This window comes from Aerococcus urinaeequi, from assembly GCF_001543205.1.
Taxonomy (GTDB): Bacteria; Bacillota; Bacilli; order Lactobacillales; family Aerococcaceae; genus Aerococcus; species Aerococcus urinaeequi.
On the sequence record NZ_CP014162.1, the window covers coordinates 1,175,357 to 1,196,447 of the forward strand.

22 protein-coding genes are annotated in these 21,091 nt (G+C 38.0%); 9 read left to right on the top strand and 13 right to left on the bottom strand.

Annotated features, from left to right (window positions below; all coding sequences use genetic code 11):
• Positions 1-29 precede the first annotated feature (29 nt).
• The 3 genes from AWM74_RS05280 (at position 30) to AWM74_RS05290 (ending at position 2,477) form a co-directional block, all read left to right on the top strand.
• The gene (locus tag AWM74_RS05280) at positions 30-881 is read left to right on the top strand and encodes a helix-turn-helix domain-containing protein (RefSeq protein WP_026465659.1); all 852 of its coding nucleotides are present in this window, start codon (positions 30-32) and stop codon (positions 879-881) included.
• Between the two features lie 276 nt (positions 882-1,157).
• Positions 1,158-1,733, top strand: coding sequence for a DUF6568 family protein (locus tag AWM74_RS05285; RefSeq protein WP_026465660.1), 576 nt, complete (start codon positions 1,158-1,160; stop codon positions 1,731-1,733).
• An 18-nt stretch (positions 1,734-1,751) separates the two neighbouring features.
• Positions 1,752-2,477, top strand: a complete 726-nt coding sequence (locus AWM74_RS05290; protein ID WP_026465661.1) for a response regulator transcription factor — start codon at positions 1,752-1,754, stop codon at positions 2,475-2,477.
• A gap of 84 nt (positions 2,478-2,561) precedes the next feature.
• Here the strand turns inward: AWM74_RS05290 and AWM74_RS05295 are convergent, their stop codons facing one another.
• From AWM74_RS05295 to AWM74_RS05340, 10 genes are all read right to left on the bottom strand, one after another.
• On the bottom strand, positions 2,562-2,741 hold the full coding sequence (locus tag AWM74_RS05295; RefSeq protein WP_026465662.1) for a hypothetical protein: 180 nt from the start codon (positions 2,739-2,741) through the stop codon (positions 2,562-2,564).
• 10 nt (positions 2,742-2,751) lie between these two features.
• Complete coding sequence (locus AWM74_RS05300; RefSeq protein WP_026465663.1) at positions 2,752-3,399, bottom strand: ATP-binding cassette domain-containing protein; 648 nt, start codon at positions 3,397-3,399, stop codon at positions 2,752-2,754.
• Positions 3,400-3,410: 11 nt separating this feature from the next.
• The gene (locus tag AWM74_RS05305) at positions 3,411-3,935 is read right to left on the bottom strand and encodes a stage II sporulation protein M (protein ID WP_026465664.1); all 525 of its coding nucleotides are present in this window, start codon (positions 3,933-3,935) and stop codon (positions 3,411-3,413) included.
• Positions 3,916-5,643, bottom strand: a complete 1,728-nt coding sequence (locus tag AWM74_RS05310) for a hypothetical protein (RefSeq protein ID WP_026465665.1) — start codon at positions 5,641-5,643, stop codon at positions 3,916-3,918. Before AWM74_RS05310 ends, AWM74_RS05305 begins: the two co-directional genes overlap by 20 nt.
• 41 nt (positions 5,644-5,684) lie before the next feature.
• Entirely contained in the window at positions 5,685-5,909 is a 225-nt protein-coding gene (locus AWM74_RS05315; protein ID WP_026465666.1) for an uberolysin/carnocyclin family circular bacteriocin, read from the bottom strand.
• A gap of 365 nt (positions 5,910-6,274) precedes the next feature.
• Entirely contained in the window at positions 6,275-8,704 is a 2,430-nt protein-coding gene (locus tag AWM74_RS05320) for a flavocytochrome c (RefSeq protein WP_026465667.1), read from the bottom strand.
• Between the two features lie 17 nt (positions 8,705-8,721).
• Positions 8,722-9,327, bottom strand: a complete 606-nt coding sequence (locus AWM74_RS05325) for an NADPH-dependent FMN reductase (RefSeq protein ID WP_026465668.1) — start codon at positions 9,325-9,327, stop codon at positions 8,722-8,724.
• Between the two features lie 278 nt (positions 9,328-9,605).
• Positions 9,606-10,121: a biotin transporter BioY gene (locus tag AWM74_RS05330; RefSeq protein WP_026465669.1), complete on the bottom strand. Its 516-nt coding sequence runs from the start codon at positions 10,119-10,121 to the stop codon at positions 9,606-9,608.
• 122 nt (positions 10,122-10,243) lie between these two features.
• Positions 10,244-11,245 carry a biotin--[acetyl-CoA-carboxylase] ligase gene (locus AWM74_RS05335; protein WP_026465670.1) on the bottom strand — a complete coding sequence of 334 codons (1,002 nt, stop codon included), beginning with the start codon at positions 11,243-11,245 and terminating at the stop codon, positions 10,244-10,246.
• Between the two features lie 188 nt (positions 11,246-11,433).
• The gene (locus AWM74_RS05340; RefSeq protein ID WP_026465671.1) at positions 11,434-12,315 is read right to left on the bottom strand and encodes a GNAT family N-acetyltransferase; all 882 of its coding nucleotides are present in this window, start codon (positions 12,313-12,315) and stop codon (positions 11,434-11,436) included.
• 341 nt (positions 12,316-12,656) lie between these two features.
• On the opposite strand from AWM74_RS05340, the gene AWM74_RS05345 reads away from it, so the two are divergent.
• From AWM74_RS05345 to mscL, 6 genes are all read left to right on the top strand, one after another.
• Positions 12,657-13,052 (top strand): initiation-control protein YabA, encoded by a 396-nt coding sequence (locus tag AWM74_RS05345; protein WP_016897868.1) that lies wholly within the window; start codon positions 12,657-12,659, stop codon positions 13,050-13,052.
• Positions 13,052-13,810 carry a tRNA1(Val) (adenine(37)-N6)-methyltransferase gene (locus AWM74_RS05350; RefSeq protein WP_026465672.1) on the top strand — a complete coding sequence of 253 codons (759 nt, stop codon included), beginning with the start codon at positions 13,052-13,054 and terminating at the stop codon, positions 13,808-13,810. Before AWM74_RS05345 ends, AWM74_RS05350 begins: the two co-directional genes overlap by 1 nt.
• On the top strand, positions 13,800-14,180 hold the full coding sequence (locus tag AWM74_RS05355; protein WP_026465673.1) for a GIY-YIG nuclease family protein: 381 nt from the start codon (positions 13,800-13,802) through the stop codon (positions 14,178-14,180). Before AWM74_RS05350 ends, AWM74_RS05355 begins: the two co-directional genes overlap by 11 nt.
• Before the next feature lie 4 nt (positions 14,181-14,184).
• Positions 14,185-15,081, top strand: a complete 897-nt coding sequence (rsmI, locus tag AWM74_RS05360; protein ID WP_026465674.1) for a 16S rRNA (cytidine(1402)-2'-O)-methyltransferase — start codon at positions 14,185-14,187, stop codon at positions 15,079-15,081.
• A gap of 83 nt (positions 15,082-15,164) precedes the next feature.
• The gene (locus AWM74_RS05365) at positions 15,165-16,127 is read left to right on the top strand and encodes a YdcF family protein (RefSeq protein WP_236702821.1); all 963 of its coding nucleotides are present in this window, start codon (positions 15,165-15,167) and stop codon (positions 16,125-16,127) included.
• A gap of 135 nt (positions 16,128-16,262) precedes the next feature.
• The gene (mscL, locus tag AWM74_RS05370) at positions 16,263-16,658 is read left to right on the top strand and encodes a large conductance mechanosensitive channel protein MscL (RefSeq protein ID WP_026465676.1); all 396 of its coding nucleotides are present in this window, start codon (positions 16,263-16,265) and stop codon (positions 16,656-16,658) included.
• Positions 16,659-16,924: 266 nt separating this feature from the next.
• On the opposite strand, the gene AWM74_RS05375 is transcribed toward mscL, so the two are convergent.
• From AWM74_RS05375 to AWM74_RS05385, 3 genes are all read right to left on the bottom strand, one after another.
• Positions 16,925-18,304 carry an MmgE/PrpD family protein gene (locus tag AWM74_RS05375; protein WP_026465677.1) on the bottom strand — a complete coding sequence of 460 codons (1,380 nt, stop codon included), beginning with the start codon at positions 18,302-18,304 and terminating at the stop codon, positions 16,925-16,927.
• A 104-nt stretch (positions 18,305-18,408) separates the two neighbouring features.
• The gene (locus AWM74_RS05380) at positions 18,409-19,260 is read right to left on the bottom strand and encodes a phosphosulfolactate synthase (protein ID WP_016897861.1); all 852 of its coding nucleotides are present in this window, start codon (positions 19,258-19,260) and stop codon (positions 18,409-18,411) included.
• Between the two features lie 50 nt (positions 19,261-19,310).
• Complete coding sequence (locus tag AWM74_RS05385) at positions 19,311-20,693, bottom strand: citrate synthase (protein WP_026465678.1); 1,383 nt, start codon at positions 20,691-20,693, stop codon at positions 19,311-19,313.
• Positions 20,694-21,091: the final 398 nt, after the last annotated feature.

Consider the following 21,091-nt stretch of genomic DNA (forward strand, 5'->3'; position numbering starts at 1 on the left):
ATTGTCATATATTACAAAGGAGCAACAGCGTGAACATTGGCACAAAATATAGAGATTTAAGAACGGAGCGAGGGTTAACCTTAAAGGATGCAACCACTGGGGAGATTTCTTATTCCCAACTCTCAAAGTTCGAACGTGGTGAATCTAGCATCACAATTCATCATTTGGTGAACTTAGTTCATAATCTGGGTATATCCTTTTCAGAATTTATTGCTGCTATTGAAAAATTCGATAGTCCATATAAATTATATATTGAAGAAATTGATAGTGCTTATAAACAAGGTGATATTGCTGCTTTGAAAATGATTATTCAAACTCATGAAAAATTGTACCTTGAAACCAACCAGGTGTTGTTTAGATACAATGCTATTATGACGAAACTTTTACTAAATGATTTAACTGAGGTTGAGATTGCTGAAGCAGACAAGGTGGCCATTAGTGATTACATTTTGAATTGTTCAATCTGGACGACTTATGAAGTGATTTTATTAGGGAATTCCCTTAGAGGATTAACAATGTCTTTACAGGACTTATTAGTCCATGAAATGGTTAAAAAACTGTCTACTCTACAAGAGACAGATGCTATCAAAAGTCACTTGCTCAGCATTCTAATCAATGTGTGCTTTGACCGTTTGCGGTCGGGGCGGACTGACGAAGTGAATGATATTATGGCAGCAATTGAGCCACAATTGAGCACAAATGCGTATTACTTTAAAAACCGTCTCTTATTCCTAAAAGGGATTGTGGCGATTGTTCAAGGACAAACAGATGAAGGTGTCGCTCAATGCCAAACAGCCATTCAAGTCTTTGAGTTATTTGACCCACCATTCGCTAAAATGCACGAAGATGAACTGAATAGCTACCTAACTATGGATGAATAAATGAAAAATTGTTATATATGACTATTTTCGATTTTAACCAATATTTTCTGTAAAATGTAAAGCAACAATATGACTTTACATATCTGACAGAGAATTGGCAAAATACCGATTCAATAGAAGGATTTAAGAGATCTGTAACGAATATTGTTGCAGGTCTTTTTCTGTTTTGAAAAAGGGCAATCGCCCAAAAAGCTGATAACAGTGTAGACATTATTGTTGCGGGTAAATAAGTTTGGACAGATACATAGATACTTTTAGCATTGGGAGGTTTTTATCATGAAAAGATTGCTATTGTTTTCCAGTTTAAGTGTATTTTTGATGGCTTGTGCTAATCAAACAATAGAGGAAAATGAAAGTGTGGATGCAGAAACATCCGTAAGTAGTGAACAATCATCGAGTTCGGAGGCGTCTGAAGCCACATATCAGAGTATTGTGGAAAACTTTACTTTGGTTACGGCAGAAGAAGTCACAGATAAAATCAATAATGGCGATGCATTTTATCTATTTGCGGGTGAGGAAAATTCTCAAGACGCAACCTTGTTTGCTTCTAAACTTGAAGAAGCTTCTGCTATTTTAGAAAATCCATCTACAGCAGGAATAGAAAGTGAGATTTACTATCTGGACCTAACAGAGGTGGATGATCAAGCAACAGAAGCTTTTGTGGATGAATATGACATTGAATCAGTGCCTATCTTCCAATTCTTCGAGGGTCAGATTTACTATAGTGCCATATCAGATATTGATAGTGAAAGTATCACAGTTGAAGATATTCAATATTTCATCAATTATCCATACAGCGATGAAGATGTCACAGCAGCACCGGATGTAGAGGATGAAAATGGAGAAGCATAGATAAAGTGAGGTAAATAAATGAGAATTATATTCCTTGAAGATAGCATTTATCAGCAAGCTTACTTGAAAAAATTATCAATAAAGCTGGGCGAGCGATTTTCAATTCGTGAAAAAAACATTGTAATTACATCGAAAGTTGAAGAAGTGATTGATTGTGCAAAACACCATATTGGGCGTACCTTATTTTTTCTAGATTTAGAAATTTATGATGATCCTATGTATGGATATAAAGTTGCAAGAGAAATACGGAAATTTGATATTTTTTCAAATATAGTAATCATTACTTCTCATAATGAGTTAATGGATCTCGCATTTGACTATAAAATTTCGGCAATTGATTTTATTGATAAAAAAATATTACGAATTGAGGATAAAATTTTTGAAAATGTCGCAATTTTTCAGGAAAAACTGCGATTAAATTCATCTTCACCAGTACTGACAATTGATAATAAGTTTGAGTTTTTTAAAATTCCTATTTCTGAAATATTTTATATTGAGACCTCTCATGTACCACACAAATTGCACTTAGTTGGGGAACATCAAGATATAAACTTTTATGGAAAGCTAAAAAATATATTGCTTGTAGATCCGTTATTTGTGCAGACACATAAGGCTAATGTAGTGAATGTTGCAAATATTCAACAAGTCGATAAGAAAAATCGCCGAATAATCTTCAGAAATGGTATAGAAACGAATTTAATATCAAGATGCTACTTCAATCAATTAGTGGAATCATTAAATTAAAAGAAAACGAACTTAATTTTTTATGTTAAGTTCGTTTTTTGACATATTTAAATGATTTTATAAGGGTTGAAACCACTGTTTAAATTACAACCTTGTATTATCTTTTTTTCTCCATAAGTAATTCAAAATAAATGTAATAAAGGTTGGGAATAAAATTGTTGCGGCAATTTTTAAATTAAAAGAGGATGTCCCTTTTATTATCCAAGCATAAATAACTAATATAATTAAGAATAAGATGCTTGCAATGATATAATTTTTCTTCATAGATACTCCTTTAAGAATGTAGTTGCTGATTTTTTAAATAATAAATTTTAGATGCTAACTGATTTTGAATTTCGGTAGAATGGGAAGAAAATAAAAATATTCTCCCTGTTTCAGCCTCCTTCTTAATTAAATTAATCATAATATTTTGACTATCGTGATCTAAAGAGTTAAGTGGCTCGTCTAGTATGACCAGGGGTGTATCGATTGAGAAAAAACAGGCCAGGGCTACCTTATATCGCATACCTAGAGAGTATGTCTCAATAAGCTGTGTATTGCTAGTATCAAAATTCAGCTCATCTAAAAATTGAAAGACATTATCTATATATGTATTATCTTGTTTCCAAAGGTACTGAATTATTTGAATATTTTCAAGTAAAGACAACTTATCATAGAATTGGGGTTCACTGGGGATGAATACTAACTTCTTTTTAAATTCTTCGACATTAAGTGTTGTTGTATCGACTAGAATTTTAAACTTATTTTTAGGATGAATAATCCCGGTTAAGAGTTTTAGCAGGGTGGTTTTTCCAGTTCCATTATCCCCAATAATGCAACTGATGTCTCCAGCATTCATTTGCAGATGGACGTTGTTTAGTATAGGCATTGTGTCATAACTAAAGCTCAGGTCTGCAATTTTTATTAATTCGACGCGATTCATTTCTTCACCTCCTAAAGTTTAATATTTAATCTAGATTCTATCAGAGCTGCCAATATCAATAGACAAGTTAATAAAATGAAAAAATATAAACTATATCGCAATTTTATATATCGGATTTCCACATGACGGATATTGTAGATAAATTTCTGTGTTTCAAGCGAGATACTTCCTGCCATTAAAAGGGCGATCATTTCAGGGAAAACATGGGGCAATATCCCAGTTATTAATGGGTTTACGCCATACTTATTAAATACAGAAATAAGCACATTACCTAGAAATACACCATTAAAAATAACTATGAATGAGCTACCGATGCCAAAAGATAAATTACCTACGATGATTAAGACTAGTGCTAATATAATATTATTTTTAAAGACATATAAAAAGGATACTGATTGAGGATTGATGCTGTATGAACTATCTTTAAAAATAATGATTCCAATCAATAATGAGAGGATGTATAGAATAACCATGAATAGAAAGGAATCTTTAAAATAACGAAAAGCATCTGCATATTTAGATAGAAGTGTTTTCAAAAATGTAAACTCCTTTTATAAGCAATTTTTTTTCTTCACGAATTAATGCAAATGTATATGGTAAGATAAAGCCAAAATAAGCTAAGAAAAGAATATATATCAAATTCTCAGGGATAATGATGACAATGCTATTAAACAATAAAAGGTAATACCAAGGTAGAATGAGTATATTTTTCCATAAAGAATAAATTCTAAGATAAATTTTTTCTTCAAGAGAATCAGTATCATTTATGTAATTCGTACTCAACAAATTGATTAAACTTTTGCTGAATATAAATGGACTAGCCAACAAACTTAATGTATTCCCTATAAAATAGGACCAAATTGTGATTAAAACGATCAAAGTTGAAGTGATTAAGGCTATCACAAAGTTAGGAATAAAATAAAAATTCAATAAATTCACTAAAACAAAAGAAATTAAAATTGGTACGATGGTCATTATGAATAACAATTCTTTTTTTACAAGATATAGTTTTTCCAGGCTCGTTCCAGACAATTTGAAAAGATAAATGCTTTGTGTATCTATATGGTAACGAAAGATGGATAAAAATTTATATTGAATTTCTTGAATAATACCAGTCACAATCACTAAAGTAATAAATACCAATAGAAAACTTTTCAATACAAGATTTTCTATATGGGTCATAAAAATAAAAGTAATCCATAAGCTCAAAATAGTTTGCGTAGAAATAAAGTAAGAGATAATATTTCTTTCTGCAAGTTCTTTGCTATTTCTAATTAGATTTAGTTGGATATATGATATCGGGTTATTAAACTTAAACTTTCTTCCAATGAAATTCCATAAATTTAATAAGCGTGTTTTATTGTCGGAAGGAGTATACACGAACTCATTTGTTGTAAAAACCCGTTCTAAGCCATTTTTAACGTGAAACCCTATAATCAAAATGATAATCAGAAGAATTATAATAATAGAAAAAATTGCAAATTCTTGTGAAAGGATTCTGGATACTTCTAGATAGTACGAAATAAACTGATTGCTTTTATGTGTCCAAAGAATTAACAATTCATCATTTAAGATATTCATCGAGTCAGCAGAGAAGCTTTCAGTTTTTAAAATAGATTTAACCAGTTGAAAGCTATCTATTAAAAACTCTAAAAAGATGTAGATAGTCCCCATGCCAATTGCTAGTTTTGACCAATGTAATATAACCGAAGTTGGTTTGTGATTGGTTTGTTTTTTTATTAAATCCCGTTTCTTGTATTGAAAAATTCTAAATAACAAAATGAATAGAGAAAGTAATGGACATATTATTAAAAGCGCTAGCGCTAACATAGAATTTGTAAAACTTAAGAAAATTAAAATGCCAATTAACTTATCAAAATAAATGTAATAAAAAAGCAAGAATTCATTTAAAACTTCAAGATACAAATTATTCCAAAAACCTCTAGGATTAGTTGATACCCATTCAAAATTTAAATTTGCGACAATAACTTTTGGTTTTTTTATGACGAATTCTAAGTGCAGAAAAATAAATAATAAGGTAAGGATATTCACATAGATATTCTGTATACCAAGGTTTGTCATTAATTTTTGAGCTAGGAATAACGTCAACATGAAAATTATATATTTGCTAACTAGTAAACCTATGAATATAACTTTTTTATTTTTTATAGGAGAATGAGACAGTAGTAACTGATAATTGCTAACTAATCGATTCTTTAAATTATTTCTTAAATATTGATACAAAACATTTGACCCCCAGTTATGATTAACTTATATTAGTTACGTTAGTATGCGATTGCTGAAGCCATACTTTTCTTTGCAAGGTTTTGAACAGTCTTTTTAAACGCTGCCCATCCAATTGTCATAATTGTTGTTGCACCCCCAGATGCAACAGAAGAAATTATACCTAGTACAGTTACTAATGTGCCGGCCCCTAAGATAACATTAACTACGGTTGTTGCTACCGCGGTTGGGATACCAAGGGCAGCTGCTACAAATGCTAAAATCATTATGATTCATTCCTCTCTTTTTATACATTTTTGGGGATCAAATGATGTCCTCGTATGGGACACATATATAATATCAACGGCAAAAACAAAAAATTGTATAATTTCATAAGAAGTAGACAAATTGTCTTCAAATGCTAGATTAAAAAATATATTGGATGATATTATGATTTTTTTGTTATTCTCCTCACTATAGTGAGAAGTAAGTATCCGTGCTATCATGAAGATAACTTGAACAGCGAAAATAAATGTAACACTTGGCAACAGACAAAATACTGATTATCGATTTTGTATAGATCACAACATAAAGGCGCAAGAGTTGATGAGCTCTTGCGCCTTTTAATGATTCTAATTTCTGCTATGCTGCCTTATTCCTCATCCATTTCTGCTAGGGCAGTGATGGCTGCGATCCGTCCAAAAGTAAAGATATCAGTTAGGGCGTTACCACCTAAACGGTTACCAGCGTGGATCCCACCAGCAACTTCACCAGCTGCAAATAGCCCAGGAATTACTTGGCCATCAGTGTTGATTACTCTAGCTTCTGTATCTATTTTTAAACCACCCATTGTGTGGTGAACGGCTGGTTTACGTGGCGTTGCATAGAATGGTGCTTGTACCACTTTTAACGCAAAAGCTGACTTGTGGAATTCAGGGTCTTCACCAGCATCAACATAGCTATTGTATTTTGCAATCGTATCTGCAAGCACAGCTGGATCCATACCTAATTGCTCGGCTAAGCCTTCGATCGTATCATCGCGGAAAAGGGTACCAGCAGCGACTTGTTGGTCGATTTTTTCTTGACTGGTATTATAAGCTGTTTCCTTGATTAAATCATCGGCAATTAAGTAGAACAATCCACCCACATTAATAGCCGCTTGGGCTAGTTCGTCACGGCTACCAAATTCATTGACGAAGCGTTTTCCTTCAGTATCGACCATTACAAAGTTTGCTGGTGGCACTTGTAAACCAGAGAATAAGCCACCCGTTTCAGGATCGGATGTAGGCATCAGTTGTGAGAAGCCCATACCAACTAAGTCGGCGCCTACAGATTCACCTAATAAGATACCATCCCCTGTAATAGCTGGCGAGTTTGAGGTTTTAATGTCATCTGCAATTTCAGTCCAGTAGGTATTGTATTTTTGAAGCATCTTCGTATTGGCACCGAAACCACCAGAAGTAATAATGGTTGCTTTGGCGTGAACAATGACTTTATCACCCTTAGCGTTTTGTCCAATTGCGCCCGTAATTTTACCATCTTCTACCAGTAATTCTTTAGCAGGTGTTTCAGTGAGGATGAGGCCACCGTTTTCCTCAACGTAAGGTTTTAAGACAGAGATGAAGGCAAAACCTTCGTTTCCTTCAGGTTTATGACCACGACGCCATAAAGCACCAACTGGCATAGAGACGTCGTCACGTTCAAATGGTACGCCAATCTCAGTCAACCATTCAACAGATCCTAAGGCGTTATCAGTCAGTTGTTTCACAAGTTTATAATCACCATAGATTACTTGACCATTTAAGTCCTCACGTTTACCACCTAAATAAGTTTGAATTCTGTGGAGTAGGACTGAATCAAATAGGTAATCTTCACCTTGTTGAGTTCGTTCTAAGTAGTCATTGATTTGTGCACGTAAACTGATGAAGTCCTCTAAGTATTCTGAATCAATCGTGTCTTCGTCAATGGCTGCAATTTCCTCTAAGGTATGTCCTTCACCGGGGTTAGCAGAGAAAGTTGCTTGCCATTCGGGTTCAGCAGCATTCATCGGTCCACCAGCACGGACAGTATTACCACCTAATGATGGGAATTTTTCAAGTAAGATGACTTCTTTACCCGCTTGAACAGTTGCAGCAGCTGCGGCTAAACCGGCACCACCGCCACCAATAACAAGGATATCGGTGTCATATTCAATGGTTTCAGTTGCTGATTTAGTAGCGATTTTTGGCCGTTTTTTCAAAATATTTGGATCAGCGCCAGCTAGTCGTACTGCATCGGCAACCCCATCAAGCACACTTTGACTCGTTACAGAAGCACCAGAAACAGCATCTACATTTAAGGTTTGATTTTCTATAATTTGTTCAGGGATGCGGGTGAATACCAAATCAGCGATCCCTTCCGTTTCACCACTTGAATCAATATCGATCCGGTCAATACGTGTATCACTAAATGACACAGTGATTGGAAGTGGTCCGTTATGACCAACAGCTTTTACTTCATAGTGACCAGGTTCAAAGCGAACTTCTTCAGGTAGAGATAAGATACTTGCAACATCGGTAAAACGAAGGAATTGACCGAAACAAGTTTCTAAGAAATGAACAGTATTTTCATCTTTAAGATTGCCATCTTCATCAAATGCTTCATGAGCGCGACCCAGTAAAAATTCATGCCCAGGCATCACTATGGCGTTTACACCGGGTGTATCTAAGATTTGACGCAAATGTAATTGGGCACGTGACGAACCTTGAATATCATAGGAAGCACCTACTAGCATGATAGGTTTCCCGTCAAGTGGGTGTAAATTAAAGGATAAGTGTTCAATGATATTTTTTAGGGCAGAAGGGATGGAGTGATTGTGTTCAGGTGTAGCTAAAATGACCCCATCTGCAGCAGAGATTTTCTCATTAAAAGTTTGAATAATTGGTAAGTCATCTTGCTCTTCAGTTTCTACGAATATAGGTACTTGGCGAAGGTCTAGTATCTCTATTTCAGCTTTATTAGCAAAGTGCTTTTGCATAAATTCAAGTAAAGTCCGGTTATATGATTTTTCAGCGGCACTACCAGCGATAGCAATAAATTTCATCATGTATCATGTCCTCCTTAGCCAATTTCCCACGAAAAGTTTGTGTCCCGACGGCTTGTTAATTGCTCTTGTTCACGCAGTTGTGCAAGGATTTCAACAAAGCCAATGAATTCGGTGAAATGTTTTTCTAGTTCAAGAACTTTCTCTGGATAGATTAAGTGGCCATCTTCATCAAAAGCTTTACCTGAATTAGATAAATAGTATTCAGTACCTGGCATGACACGTGCTTTTAATTCAGGTGAATCAAGGATTTGACGAAGATGATTTTGTGCACGAGAAGTCCCTAAGCTACCTAGTGAGCCACCAACAATCATCACCGCTTTATCCATGAGTGCTTGGTCAGTATAGGAAATCCATTCTAATAAGGATTTCAAACCAGCGGTAATTGAGTGGTCATATTCAGGTGTTGAAATAATCACCCCATCAGCTTCAGTGATTTTTTTCGAGATAGCTTGGACAATCTCAGGTGCAATTTTGTCTTCTGGTTGGGTAAAAACAGGTACGCCCTTGATTTCTACTACTTCTATTTCAGCCTGGTTAGCAAAATGATCAGCCATAAAATGCAACAACTGGCGATTGGTTGATCTATCAGAGTTTGTACCAACAATAGCAACAAATTTCATGTATTAACCTCCAATTTTATTGTGAATAAAATAACGAATTTTGGTGAGTTAAAAAGAACACTTTTTGTACAGAAGTAGATAAAATCATAAAACGCTTATTTTACAGGTTTTTACCACGTACAAATTTACTAAAGTCTTCTAACTTACACGAGTATATAACAAAATATTTGTGAAAACAATTACAAAGAAGGAAGGGAATCGTATGAATAAATCTCGATAAATCACAAAAAACCGAGACGATTAGGTCTCGGTTTTTAAGCTTAATGCAAGGTCTATTTCTATAGGACTAATCGTTTTTTCAAGACTAAAGCTAGGGAAATGGCTGCTACGTTTTTAATGATATCGGTTGGTAGGAAGATTATCATACCTGACATAAGTGTTTGCATCCAAGTGATTGGTGAATCTAGTAAGAAGTTTAGTGCCAAGTACATGTATGATAAACCACATAAGAATATTATGACATTCATGACAATTGCACGAATGGTTAATACTTTCCATCCATTTTCAAGTGCCGGGTTTTGACTGGCAAAAATCATGGCTACAATAAAGCCGATGATAAAACCAAAAGAAGGGCTGTAAATAAAGGCACCTTTAAACATAAATAAAAGAATGGCGTTTAATAGCATAGCAACTGCTGCATATTTTCTTGGTAGTAATAAACCTGTTAAAATAACCGCTAAGGTTTGTAGTGTGAAAGGAATTGCGCCGAATGGTACAACAACATAGGAAGCGATGAGCGTAATTACGCTCATAAGTGCTGAAAGTACCCAGTAGTAAGTAGATGATTTTGTCATATTGTTCTCCTTTTAATTGAGTCAACCATATTTTATTTATGGTTGACCATTTATTTTTTACATGGATGTGCGCTAAATGATCACACATCCAAAAGTTGTTGCTATAGTTAAGTTTAAGTGCGCTATTGGTCAGCGAATTGCTGACTAGAGAAAGACACTTCGCCAGATACAAGGGTTCGTACTTTACCTTCTGGTGTTTCAATTGAAAGATGACCAAGATCTGTTACACCAAGGATTTTACCACGATAGTTTTCGTGATTTTCTGTATAGTTAACCCACTGGTTTTTACCTAATAAGTGACTGCGGTAAAAGTCCAAGAAAGCCAGACTAGATAGGTCATCATAGTAGGATTTAAATTTAATTATAAAGTTTGTAATTAAATCGTTCGTATTAAATGTTCTTGGCAATTGTGGTCCAAATAAGGTACCCGCAACAGATTGATTTTCAGCATTTTCTTTGGAAAAGTCACCCGCAAGGTTAGACCCAACCCCAAGTACCAAATGTGAAATGGTCTGACTTTCCATATCAAAAGTTGCTTCAGTTAGGATACCGACGACCTTTTTCCCTTGATAAAATAGATCATTCACCCACTTAATCATGACATCATCAGGTAAATAAGTGGATAGGGTTTCTGCATAGGCTGAAGCAGAAGCAATCGTCATTGAAGCGACTAGGTCATTATTGACACCTTTTGGTGGGGTCATGACGAGTGAAAAGTAAAGTCCCTGGCTAAGCGATGAATAAAAAGCACGACCACGACGACCGCGACCAGCTGTCTGTTCATTTGAAATGAAGAGGGCAGGCTGGTTAGGATGATCTGCTGCGTGTTTACGACCAAGGTCATTGGTTGACGAGGTAGATTCTTGGTAGTAAACCTTTAATTCAGGCCAAACGTTTTGTAGGCCATGGCTAATTTGGTTAGGATCAATGGCATGGTTTAGGTTTTCTAAGGCATAGCCATTTTTAGGATGACGGATAATTTCATATCCTTCAGTTTCTAACTGCTTGACGGCCTTCCAAACAGCATTCCGGCTGACTTGGAAGTGGTCGGCTAACTCTGGACCAGTATGGAAATGACCTGGGTGGTCTAGTAAGTAAGCCAATAATTTCGCTTTAACTGTCATGAAATATATCCTTCCTTTCTTTTTATACAAGCATTAGATTAGCAAGTTAATTAGATGTTGTCAACTGAATTTTAAAACAGGGTGACGACGTATGTTTAAGCAAATAATAAAAACCCTTTATTCATGTACTTTTGACTTTAGTGAATCAAAAGTTTTAACACGATCAAAGGGCTTTTGTAATACTTATTTTATTCGTCTTCAAATGCTTCGAATTCATCAAAAGCGGCATTTTCAAGCATATAAGCAACTGGGTCAGCTTGGTAAGTTTGGATGTCTTCAATGATGGGGGCTTCGATTTTTCTATTTAGCCCAATTTGCATACCCTGGTCTTGGTAGCCTTGTTTTACATACATGTCATAAGGGGTATCGTCAGCATCAGCAGACAGGATAACCATTTTACCTTCAGCGAGGGCTTTATCACATACCCATTGTTGGATGAGTGAACCGATTCCTTGACGCTGGTAATCGTCTAAAACTTGGAAATTATCAATTTCATAGGCATGAGCAAGACGGATGACATCTGTAATAGCGACTAATTTGTTATCGATATAGACAGCTAGGGCAGTAGTATTATTTTCCGCTAAAAACCATGGGTAATAATTTAACTTTTGTGCTGCAAATTGACCTGAGTCATCAATCGCTTTATCAAAAACTTGGTTGAAATTAAAGTAGTCTTGTTCAATAGAAGAATCTACTTCTTTTAAGACGAGACGGTCGCCGTAGGTATCTTTGGCTTTGGTTGTAGCTTTGAAGTCAGCGGGATCTAGCACCATCAACTTGGTTAGTGAAATTTCGTAGCCCACTTCACCGATTGAAGTGAATAGGTCTGGGGCTAGTGGTTGATTCATTGGTAGTACAAAGCTGTAGTAAGCAAGGTTTAAGTCATATGCGTAATCTAGGAAATTGTCTTCTAGGATATCTAATTCTTCAGCTGTAGGGACGAAATCTAGGACGATTTTGTTGTTACTATACATGCTAGGGACCTTGCGATTACCAATGAAATAGTATAATTCGGTTTCATCGTAGGTATCAGCTAGGGTAAACATATTGTCAAAGGTAAATGCTTGCATGAGTGAAACTCCGTTCGTTGGAAATTTTTTGTCGATTCATTGTCTTTATTTTAGCACAGGTCAGTCTAATCGTTTTAGGAAATGGTAGGTAAGGTAAAGCTACTGCATCAAGTAATATGACTAAATCACTTTATCCGTACATTTTACCAATCAAAAACCGAACAGGTGTGCTATAATTGACGCTAGTTGAAAATGAAGTTTTCATTTAGGTTAGCCACATCATGTGGTATCATGGAGAGTGAAAAAGCGTAGATATTGCGTTTTAACTGAAATGATCCGATAGCCAAATAGGCTTTGGCTAAACAGGTATAGGATGACTAGTAGAAAGTAGGTGTGGGAACGTGGATGAACATCATGTAGCAGAAGAAATCACTGCATTGAAGAGTGATTTGCAGGGGATGATTGAAAAAATTGATGCTATCAATGAGGAATGGGACAAATTATTGATTTCTTCCCATAACTTGAAAATGGAAAATTTTTATTTACGTGAACGGGTACAAGAGTTAACGGAATTAAACGATAGTTTATCGCAAAATACTGCGAAAACAGATGAACCTGCTGACGAGGATACGCCACAGGTGATGTCAAAAGCCCGTCAAAATCTTATGAATATCTACGAAGATGGCTTCCATATTTGCAATATTTCCTACGGCCAACGCCGTGGAAATGACGAGCAGTGCATGTTCTGTTTAGATATTCTGTATGGTGAGCGTGCTGGTGAGGGGAATCAAGGCTAATGGAGACACCCTTATTACAAGCAGGCGAACGGTTGGATGCCTTAATTCCGCAAAATCTTGAAATTATTCAAAGTGACCTGACCTTCTCCTTTTCAGTAGACGCAATTTTATTGGCGCATTTTGCCCAGGTGTCTTCGAGCCGGGTGAAACAGGTCATTGATTTTTGTTCGGGTAATGGGGTGATTCCTTTATTACTGTCGGCTAAAACGAGTGATAAAACCCAGATTCATGGGATTGAAATTCAACCTCAAGTAGCAGACATGGCCAAGCGATCGATGGTACATAATGACTTGGCGGACAAAATTACGGTTCACCAGATGGATTTAAAAGCTGTCCGTGATGCCTTTAAAAAGGATTCTGTGGATGTAGTGACTTGTAATCCACCATATTTTAAAAAATATGATGAATCTAAGGTCAATTTATTAGATGCGAAAACCTTAGCGCGTCATGAAGTGGCCATGACAGCGGAAGATATTTTCCAGCAGGCTCAGTTTGTCCTACGTAACCGTGGTAAATTATATATTGTCCATAGACCTGAGCGGTTGAGTGAGTTGATTGTACTTGGTAACCAGTATCATTTAACTTTGAAGCGGCTGCAGTTTATCTATCCTAAACCAGGTAAAGAAGCGAAAACTATTTTGCTCGAATTCATGAAAGATGGTCACGATAAAGGATTGCGGGTCTTGCCACCTTTCTATACCCAAACCGTTTCAGATGAATATACACCGGAGATGAGACAGTTAATTTATGGCGAATAAGTCAGAAAAATGGCACTACTTCTATGTGCTAGCTTGCAGTGATAATACGCTTTACACAGGCTATACGACTAATCCTGATCGTCGGGAAATGGTTCATAACCAAGGTAAGGGGGCCAAGTATACTCAGGCAGCTAGGCGTCGGCCCGTTCATATGGTTTACAGCAAGCCGTTTACATCAAAGTCGCGGGCCATGTCAGCGGAATATCGATTTAAACAATTAACCCGTAGACAAAAGGAAGCCTTCCTTAAAGAAAAGGGCGTCAGCCAAGTTTGGCCCCCAAAAATGTGGACGGACCGGGTGTCTGACAGCTTAGAGGGCAGTTTACCCTTTTTGCCGGAGGAAGAAAAAGCAGTTAAAGATGAGGAGTGAGGGCATGGTTCAGGTACAACATTCATTTACAAAGCAGGAGAATGAAGGGTTTGGTACCTTGTATTTGGTGCCGACGCCGATTGGTAATTTGGAGGATATGACTTTTCGTGCAGTCAATACCTTGAAATCGGTGGATATGATTTTGGCTGAGGATACGCGAAATACGCAGAAGTTGCTCAATCATTTTGAGGTGACGACGGGGCAGATGTCCTACCACCAACATAATAGTCAAACGCGGATTCCACAAATTTTGGCTATGCTAAAAGAAGGGCAGAGTTTAGCGCAGGTGTCTGATGCAGGGATGCCAGCAATTTCTGATCCGGGATTTGAGTTGGCGCAAGCAGCTATTGCAGAAGGTATTCGGGTTGTGCCGCTACCTGGAGCCAATGCGGCCTTAACTGGGCTAGTGGCTTCAGGTTTGGATACTGACCAGTTTGCTTTTATTGGATTTTTACCGCGTAAGAAGTCTGAGAAAAAAGCTTTCTTGGATGACTTGGTGAATTTTCCCTACACGATGATGTTTTATGAATCGCCTTACCGCTTGGTGCAAACCCTTGAGGATTGTCGTGATGCCTTCGGCCCTGACCGGTCTGCGGTAGTGGTGCGGGAGTTGACTAAGAAGTTTGAAGAGTTTAACCGAGGCAGCCTGGATGATTTGGCTGTGCATTTTGACCAAAATGGGCCGATTAAAGGGGAAATTTGCTTCTATATTGCGGGTAATGATGCGCCAGTGACTGAGGCGACGATGTTACAGGATGCTTTAGAGGAGATGTCCTTGAAAGACCAGGTGGACTGGTGGATGGGGCAAAAAGACTTGTCGACAAAGGATGCCATTAAACAAGTGGCTAAGCAAACGGGCGTGAATAAGCGGGACGTGTACGCGGCTTACCACGAAATCTAGGAGGCTTTATGATTCCATATCTCATAGCGCTGACATGTTTTCTTGTTGGCATCGTCATTTTAGTGATTGCGCCCAGGAATTTGGTGGATAATTTCCTGTTTTTAGCGGGCTTTATTATTTTATTTTTTGCGATTTTAAATGATCCGACTTTTAACAACCATCCCTTCTTCCAGCATGTCTTTTATTGGTTGGACAGGTACGTCCGGTTATTAGCGCCTTTATTTACCATGATTTTTGGAGTTGGGATGATTTCCTATGCGTTGAAAGTCTACCGGGTTGAAAAGTCGAAATTGCAGTTGACGGTAGGTTTACTATTGGCTGCTGTATTGATTGGCGGAACTGTCTTCCAATATGTTGCCAGTTTCTTCTACTCGACCCTTTTTCACCAGGAAGTGGTACGGGTCTTCCAGTTTGCGATGGCCTATTTCGTGCTCGCTTTCGTCAATTATTTGGTGGTGACCTTGCGATTGACCTTGTTGGAGGATGAAGGCCAGCAGGATTTTGTGGTGATTTTGGGGGAGCAGCTGTCTAAGAACGGGGAACCTTCGGGTGCTCTGGAGAGTCGGTTGGATATGGCGGTGGATTACATTGAACGGCAACAGTTCCAATTTCAATCGGTGCCACGGATAATCGTGAGTGGGACGTCGACTGGGGCGGAGTCGCAGGTGAGTGAGGCGCGGATTATGGCCGATTATTTGGTGGACCACGGGGTGCCACCTGAGATGATTTTAATTGAGGACCAGGCGCGAAATACCCATGAGAATTTTATTTACGCAAAAGGGATTATGCAGGCGAATGTGAAGCAGTTGAAAACGACGAAAGCGGTCTTTGTGACGTCGTCTTACCATTTATACCGCAGTCAGTTGTACGCCAATATGGAGGGCTTGTATCAGATGTCTGGTGTGGGTGCGCAGGCGACGATGATGGAGCGGATTTTAAATTGGGTGCGGGAGTTTGTGGCCATTATTTTCATGCACCGGAAGTTGCATTTAGTGGTTTCTTGTTTGATGATTGGTTTAGGGGTCATCAATTTCGTACATTTTTAATACAATATTGAAATATTCAGCTTGAAATTGTACTTTCTTTGTATGGTTTTAGGCTATTTTTTTACAAAAAATGAGAGATATGGTTTAATAAGTTATGTATTATTAATCATATTTTATTTAGGGGAGGAAACAAAAATGTTAAAAGAATTCCGCGATTTTATTGCTAAAGGCAATGTTTTAGACTTGGCTATTGGGGTTGTAATGGCGACTGCTTTTACTGCTATCGTTAACTCGTTAGTAAGTGATATCATCATGCCGTTTGTTGGATTGATCTTAGGGTCAACTGACTTTACTTCTATCACAGTTCAATTAGGTTCTGCTGTATTGACTGTAGGTAACTTTATCCAAGCAGTGATTACATTCTTAATTATTTCATTGGTATTATTCTTCGTTATGAAAGCTGTAGCATCATTGAAGAGCCAATTCGAAAAAGATGGTGTTGAAGAAGACGAAGAAGTTGCACTTGTTGATAGCCAAGAATTACTATTAACAGAAATCCGTGACTTATTAAAAGAACAAAATAATAATTAAGGTGTGAGCTTTGGCGTTTAGGCAGGTAGCACTGGAAGGAATATGCCGTAGCAAGTTTACTTGCTGCAAATATTCCTGAAGTGAACACCTGACTGCCAAAGCGAGTCCGATTTTAGGATGCGAGATCCTCGAGCTCGACTATGAGGTGTGGGCCCGATTTTAGGCTCCGCCCTTTAATCTACCTTCATCTATTTTGAATAAAGTAAAAGGCCTAGCTGAGTATGTAAGTATACTCAGCTAGGCCTTTTTTAGTTGGCATAATGTACTTATTTGACTTTCACTTGTCCTAGTAAGTCAGTTAAGACGCTGATATCAACGTTTTCGATATCTTTGATGGTAGCAGCAATCTTATCTGCTAGGTCAGCATCGATTTTACTTGTAAGGCCCTTGTATTTTTCCATTAAGACGTCCCAATCGGCAGGGTGGGTGTTGAAGCCATGGTAGTCATTTTTCTCAATTTCAAATACTTGGCCGTCATTGGTTTCTAGTTCAATACGGCAAGCCATTTCTGCTGGGAAACGGTCGCTGTAGGCTTGAACTGGTTCAACGTGGACTTTTTGTAAGAGGTCTTGAACGTCTGAACTAGTAATGCGGGCTGGTTCGTATTGGTCAGGCATGACTTGTCCGTCTAAGTAGGCGACAGCTAGCATGTAAGGTAGTGAATGATCTGCTTCCTCTTTGAATTGGATGTTCTTTTTGCCACCTTCCTCGCCACCACCGATAATATTGAAGGCTACGTCAAAGGTGTACAATCGAATTTCCTTAATGTCATCAGCGGCGATATTTTCTGCGTCTTTCAATTCCAACAAACCTTCAATAGAAGATTGGGAATGAATTTCAGCATTGTAGCGTTTGGTGATGGTTTTAGTTACTCGGTTTAAATCTTCTTTCGACCAGTCGATATCAAATTTACCAGCAATCGAATCCATGAATCCTTTGTTTCCTTCAAATACTTCTTCAGGTCCAGTAATGCCGTAGCTAGCGAGTAAAGTCGCATGCATGGCACCCATGGCCGTGTTTGGATAAGCCAACCCTTTCCAGTGAGATAGGGCACCGGTTCTAGTCACCCGCAATGAATTGTAGCCTGTACCTGCAATGGCAATCGCATTTGCGGTCTTATCAGCGTCTAATTTCAAGGCAGCGGCCGCACCTGCAGCGGCACCGTAACTTCCTTGTACGGTATGATCAAAACCATGGTCACGTACGGGAGCAACGTCAGATAAGCGAGCTTGGACTTGGTAGGCGATGCCTAAGCCAAGTAAGAAGTCTTTCCCGCTACCACCAGCGTATTCAGTGGCGGCTAATACTGGGGCAATATTGTCAGATGGGTGGCAGGTTTCGTTTTTCGCTAGGTATGAATCGTTGTAGTCTAAATAACGGATAGCTGCCCCGTTATAAAAGGTTGCGTAGTCAGGACTGGATTTACCGCCACCAAGTAAGGTTACTAGTGGGGCGCCACCTAAATCTTCTGTCATCGTGCGGATATCTTTCACGGGTTGGCCTTCTAAGGCACCGATCCCAACTCCAATACTATCTAAGAGACGTAATTTTAATACTTTAATGGCTTCATCTGATAAGTCATCATAGCTACGGCTTTCTACCCAGCTTGCAAGTTGTTGAACCAATGTTTGTTTATCGTTTGACATCTACTCGACCTCCGATATTTTATTAAGTCTATTTTCTTTATAGATATATAAGGAGTATATGGTCAAAAACGCATACCCCCTATAGTTGATGTTTATATGACTACTTAGTTTTTACCGTCGTTTAAGGTAATTACACGGCCGAATAACTCGTTGTTACCCCAGATACCGCGACGAATACCTTCTAATTGTACGATTTGACTATGGTCAACGAACAAGTTCACGTCTGGACCGTAGTTTTTAATGTACCAAGAGAATACATCCGGATCAGCTGCTTCAAACATGACTTTTTCAGTACCTAATTCTGAAGCGAAACGGGTAGCAATTTCTGTTCTCCAGCTAGCCACACTTTCAGTGATTCCTTCAGACTCGATCATCAACATGTAAGCCCCAGCTTCTAAACAACGTTTACCTACTTCAATCGCTTGAGCGGGATCAAGTAGACCGGCTGCTTCATTTTGTTCGATTGTGTTGGTACCACCTGAACCAAATTGCACACCGATTTCTGGCTTGGCTAATAGACCTGCATCTTGCACGCGTTCTACTAAACGGACAATATCATCAGTTGGCATGGTAATAAATCCTGTAGAAATTTCAATGATGTCAAAACCAACACGTTTACATTCGCTAATGTAGTAGTCTACCGCTTCGATTCCTTGTGTTAAAACATATTCCATGAATCCACCTGTAGATACTTTGACACCATATTCATGCGCCAAGTCTAAAATTTTAATCAATTCTTCTTCAGGCATTAAGGTGAAAGAACCACCAGCAAATTTCAAGATATCTACATGTTCACCCATTGTTTCTAACACATCACGTAAGTAGCGTTCACCCATAACTGTATAGTATGGTCCACGGATTTCTGTAATCCCGCGTGTACGTGGTTTTGCTTGACGGTTGTTATGTTTAATTTTAGTAAATGCTTCTTTATTGTTTAGATCAGTGTTGTTTCCCATAGTAATCACTTTCCCTTTCGTAAACCAGAGTGTCTGTTGTTATTTGATCGTTACTTGAGAGCTAATTGACTGTGTTTGCTTTGCCTATCTTCCATGGCAAGGTAGGCCTTGTTTTTGGAAATGTTGACATAAGCTGGGCGGATAATTTTCGGGTCTTGAATTTGTTCCAAACGATGGGCGCACCAACCGGCAGTTCGTGCGACGGCAAAGATTGGGGTATAGAGGTCTGGACTCAGTCCAAGCATTCTATAAACAAGGCCCGTGTATAAATCGACGTTGGCACAAATTTCACTGGCAGGACGCTTTTCGTTGATGAGGTCTTTGGTGATGGCTTCGATGTTACTTAGGAGGTTGAAGTCATCGCAATAGCCTTTTTCAATGGCCATTTCTTTCGCCTTATCTTTCAGCAAAACAGCTCGTGGGTCTGACTTTGTATATACTGCATGCCCCATACCGTAGATGAGACCTGACTGGTCAAAGGCTTGCTTATTTAAGATGTCACGTAAGTATTTTTCAACTTGGTCCTTATCCGTCCAATCAGCCGTTGTGGCTTTTAAATCTTGCACCATGGCTTCTACCATCGAATTGGCGCCACCGTGTTTTGACCCTTTAAGCGAACTTAAGGCTGTTGAAATGGTTGAATAAGTATCCGTTCCTGTTGAAGACACTACGTGAGTAGCGAAGGTTGAATTGTTCCCGCCACCGTGTTCCGCATGGATAATCAAACATAGGTCTAGTAACTTGGCTTCCTCATCTGTAAATGTCGCGTCTGGACGAATAAGATGAAGGATTGTTTCAGCTGTGGACATATTCGGCTCCAGGTGATGCAAGATAAGTGACGCATCATCGTAGTAATACTTCTTACCTATGTAGGAATAGGCAAGTATGAGTGGCATCTTCGCAATGATGGAAATGACTTGGGAGATTTGGTTTTCAAAATCACGATCTTCCGCCTTATCATCAAAGGAATAAAGTGCCAATAATACCCGTTGCATATTATTCATTACGTTTTCGGATGGTGAATTAATAATGAAATTTTCAATGAAGCTATCGGGGAGTTTTCGATTCTCCTCCAGCAATTCATCAAAAGCAGCCATTTCTCCTTTAGTTGGTAAACTGCCAGAGAGCAATAGGTAGATGGTTTCCTCATAGCCGAACTTATCTTCTTTAAAATAATTCTCTACTAAGTCTGTCAATCGAATTCCCCGATAACGGAGTTCCCCTTCTGTCGGAATTATTTTATCATCTAGCATTTTATATCCTGAAACTGAAGCAATCCCTGACACCCCAACTAATACACCTGTACCATCGTCATTCCGTAGACCGTGTTTCAAGTCATAGGTAGAATAATGGTCAGGAGAGATGGTTGTGTTAGCTTTTACTACATCAACAAATTGACGTCCAAACTCTCTATTATCAAAATCGATAGACAAGATATACCGCACCCTTTCTTTAATTTTAATAAAACATGCAAAACAGAAACCCTGTAGAAAACGCTACAAGTAAGTTTTGATAACTGTATCCTAGTCACTTTAGATTTGAATGTCAACCACTATTTTAAGAATGTGATGAGAGTGAATCTCATCTTTTTCTTATCTCACAAGGGTTTGTGCCGTGTAAAATAATTTAAAAATATTTTCAAAAAAGTAACATGACAGAAAAATACCTCACATGATTTTCTCATCAATGTAAGATTTTCTCCGCAAATCATGTGATATTTGTAAGAAAAGACACAGAACTGGAAGAAGTGGAAAATAATTTAAAAGTTATGCAAATTAAGTGTGCAAATAAATATAAATGAACACCAAAAAAAGCCCTTGCTGATTCATTT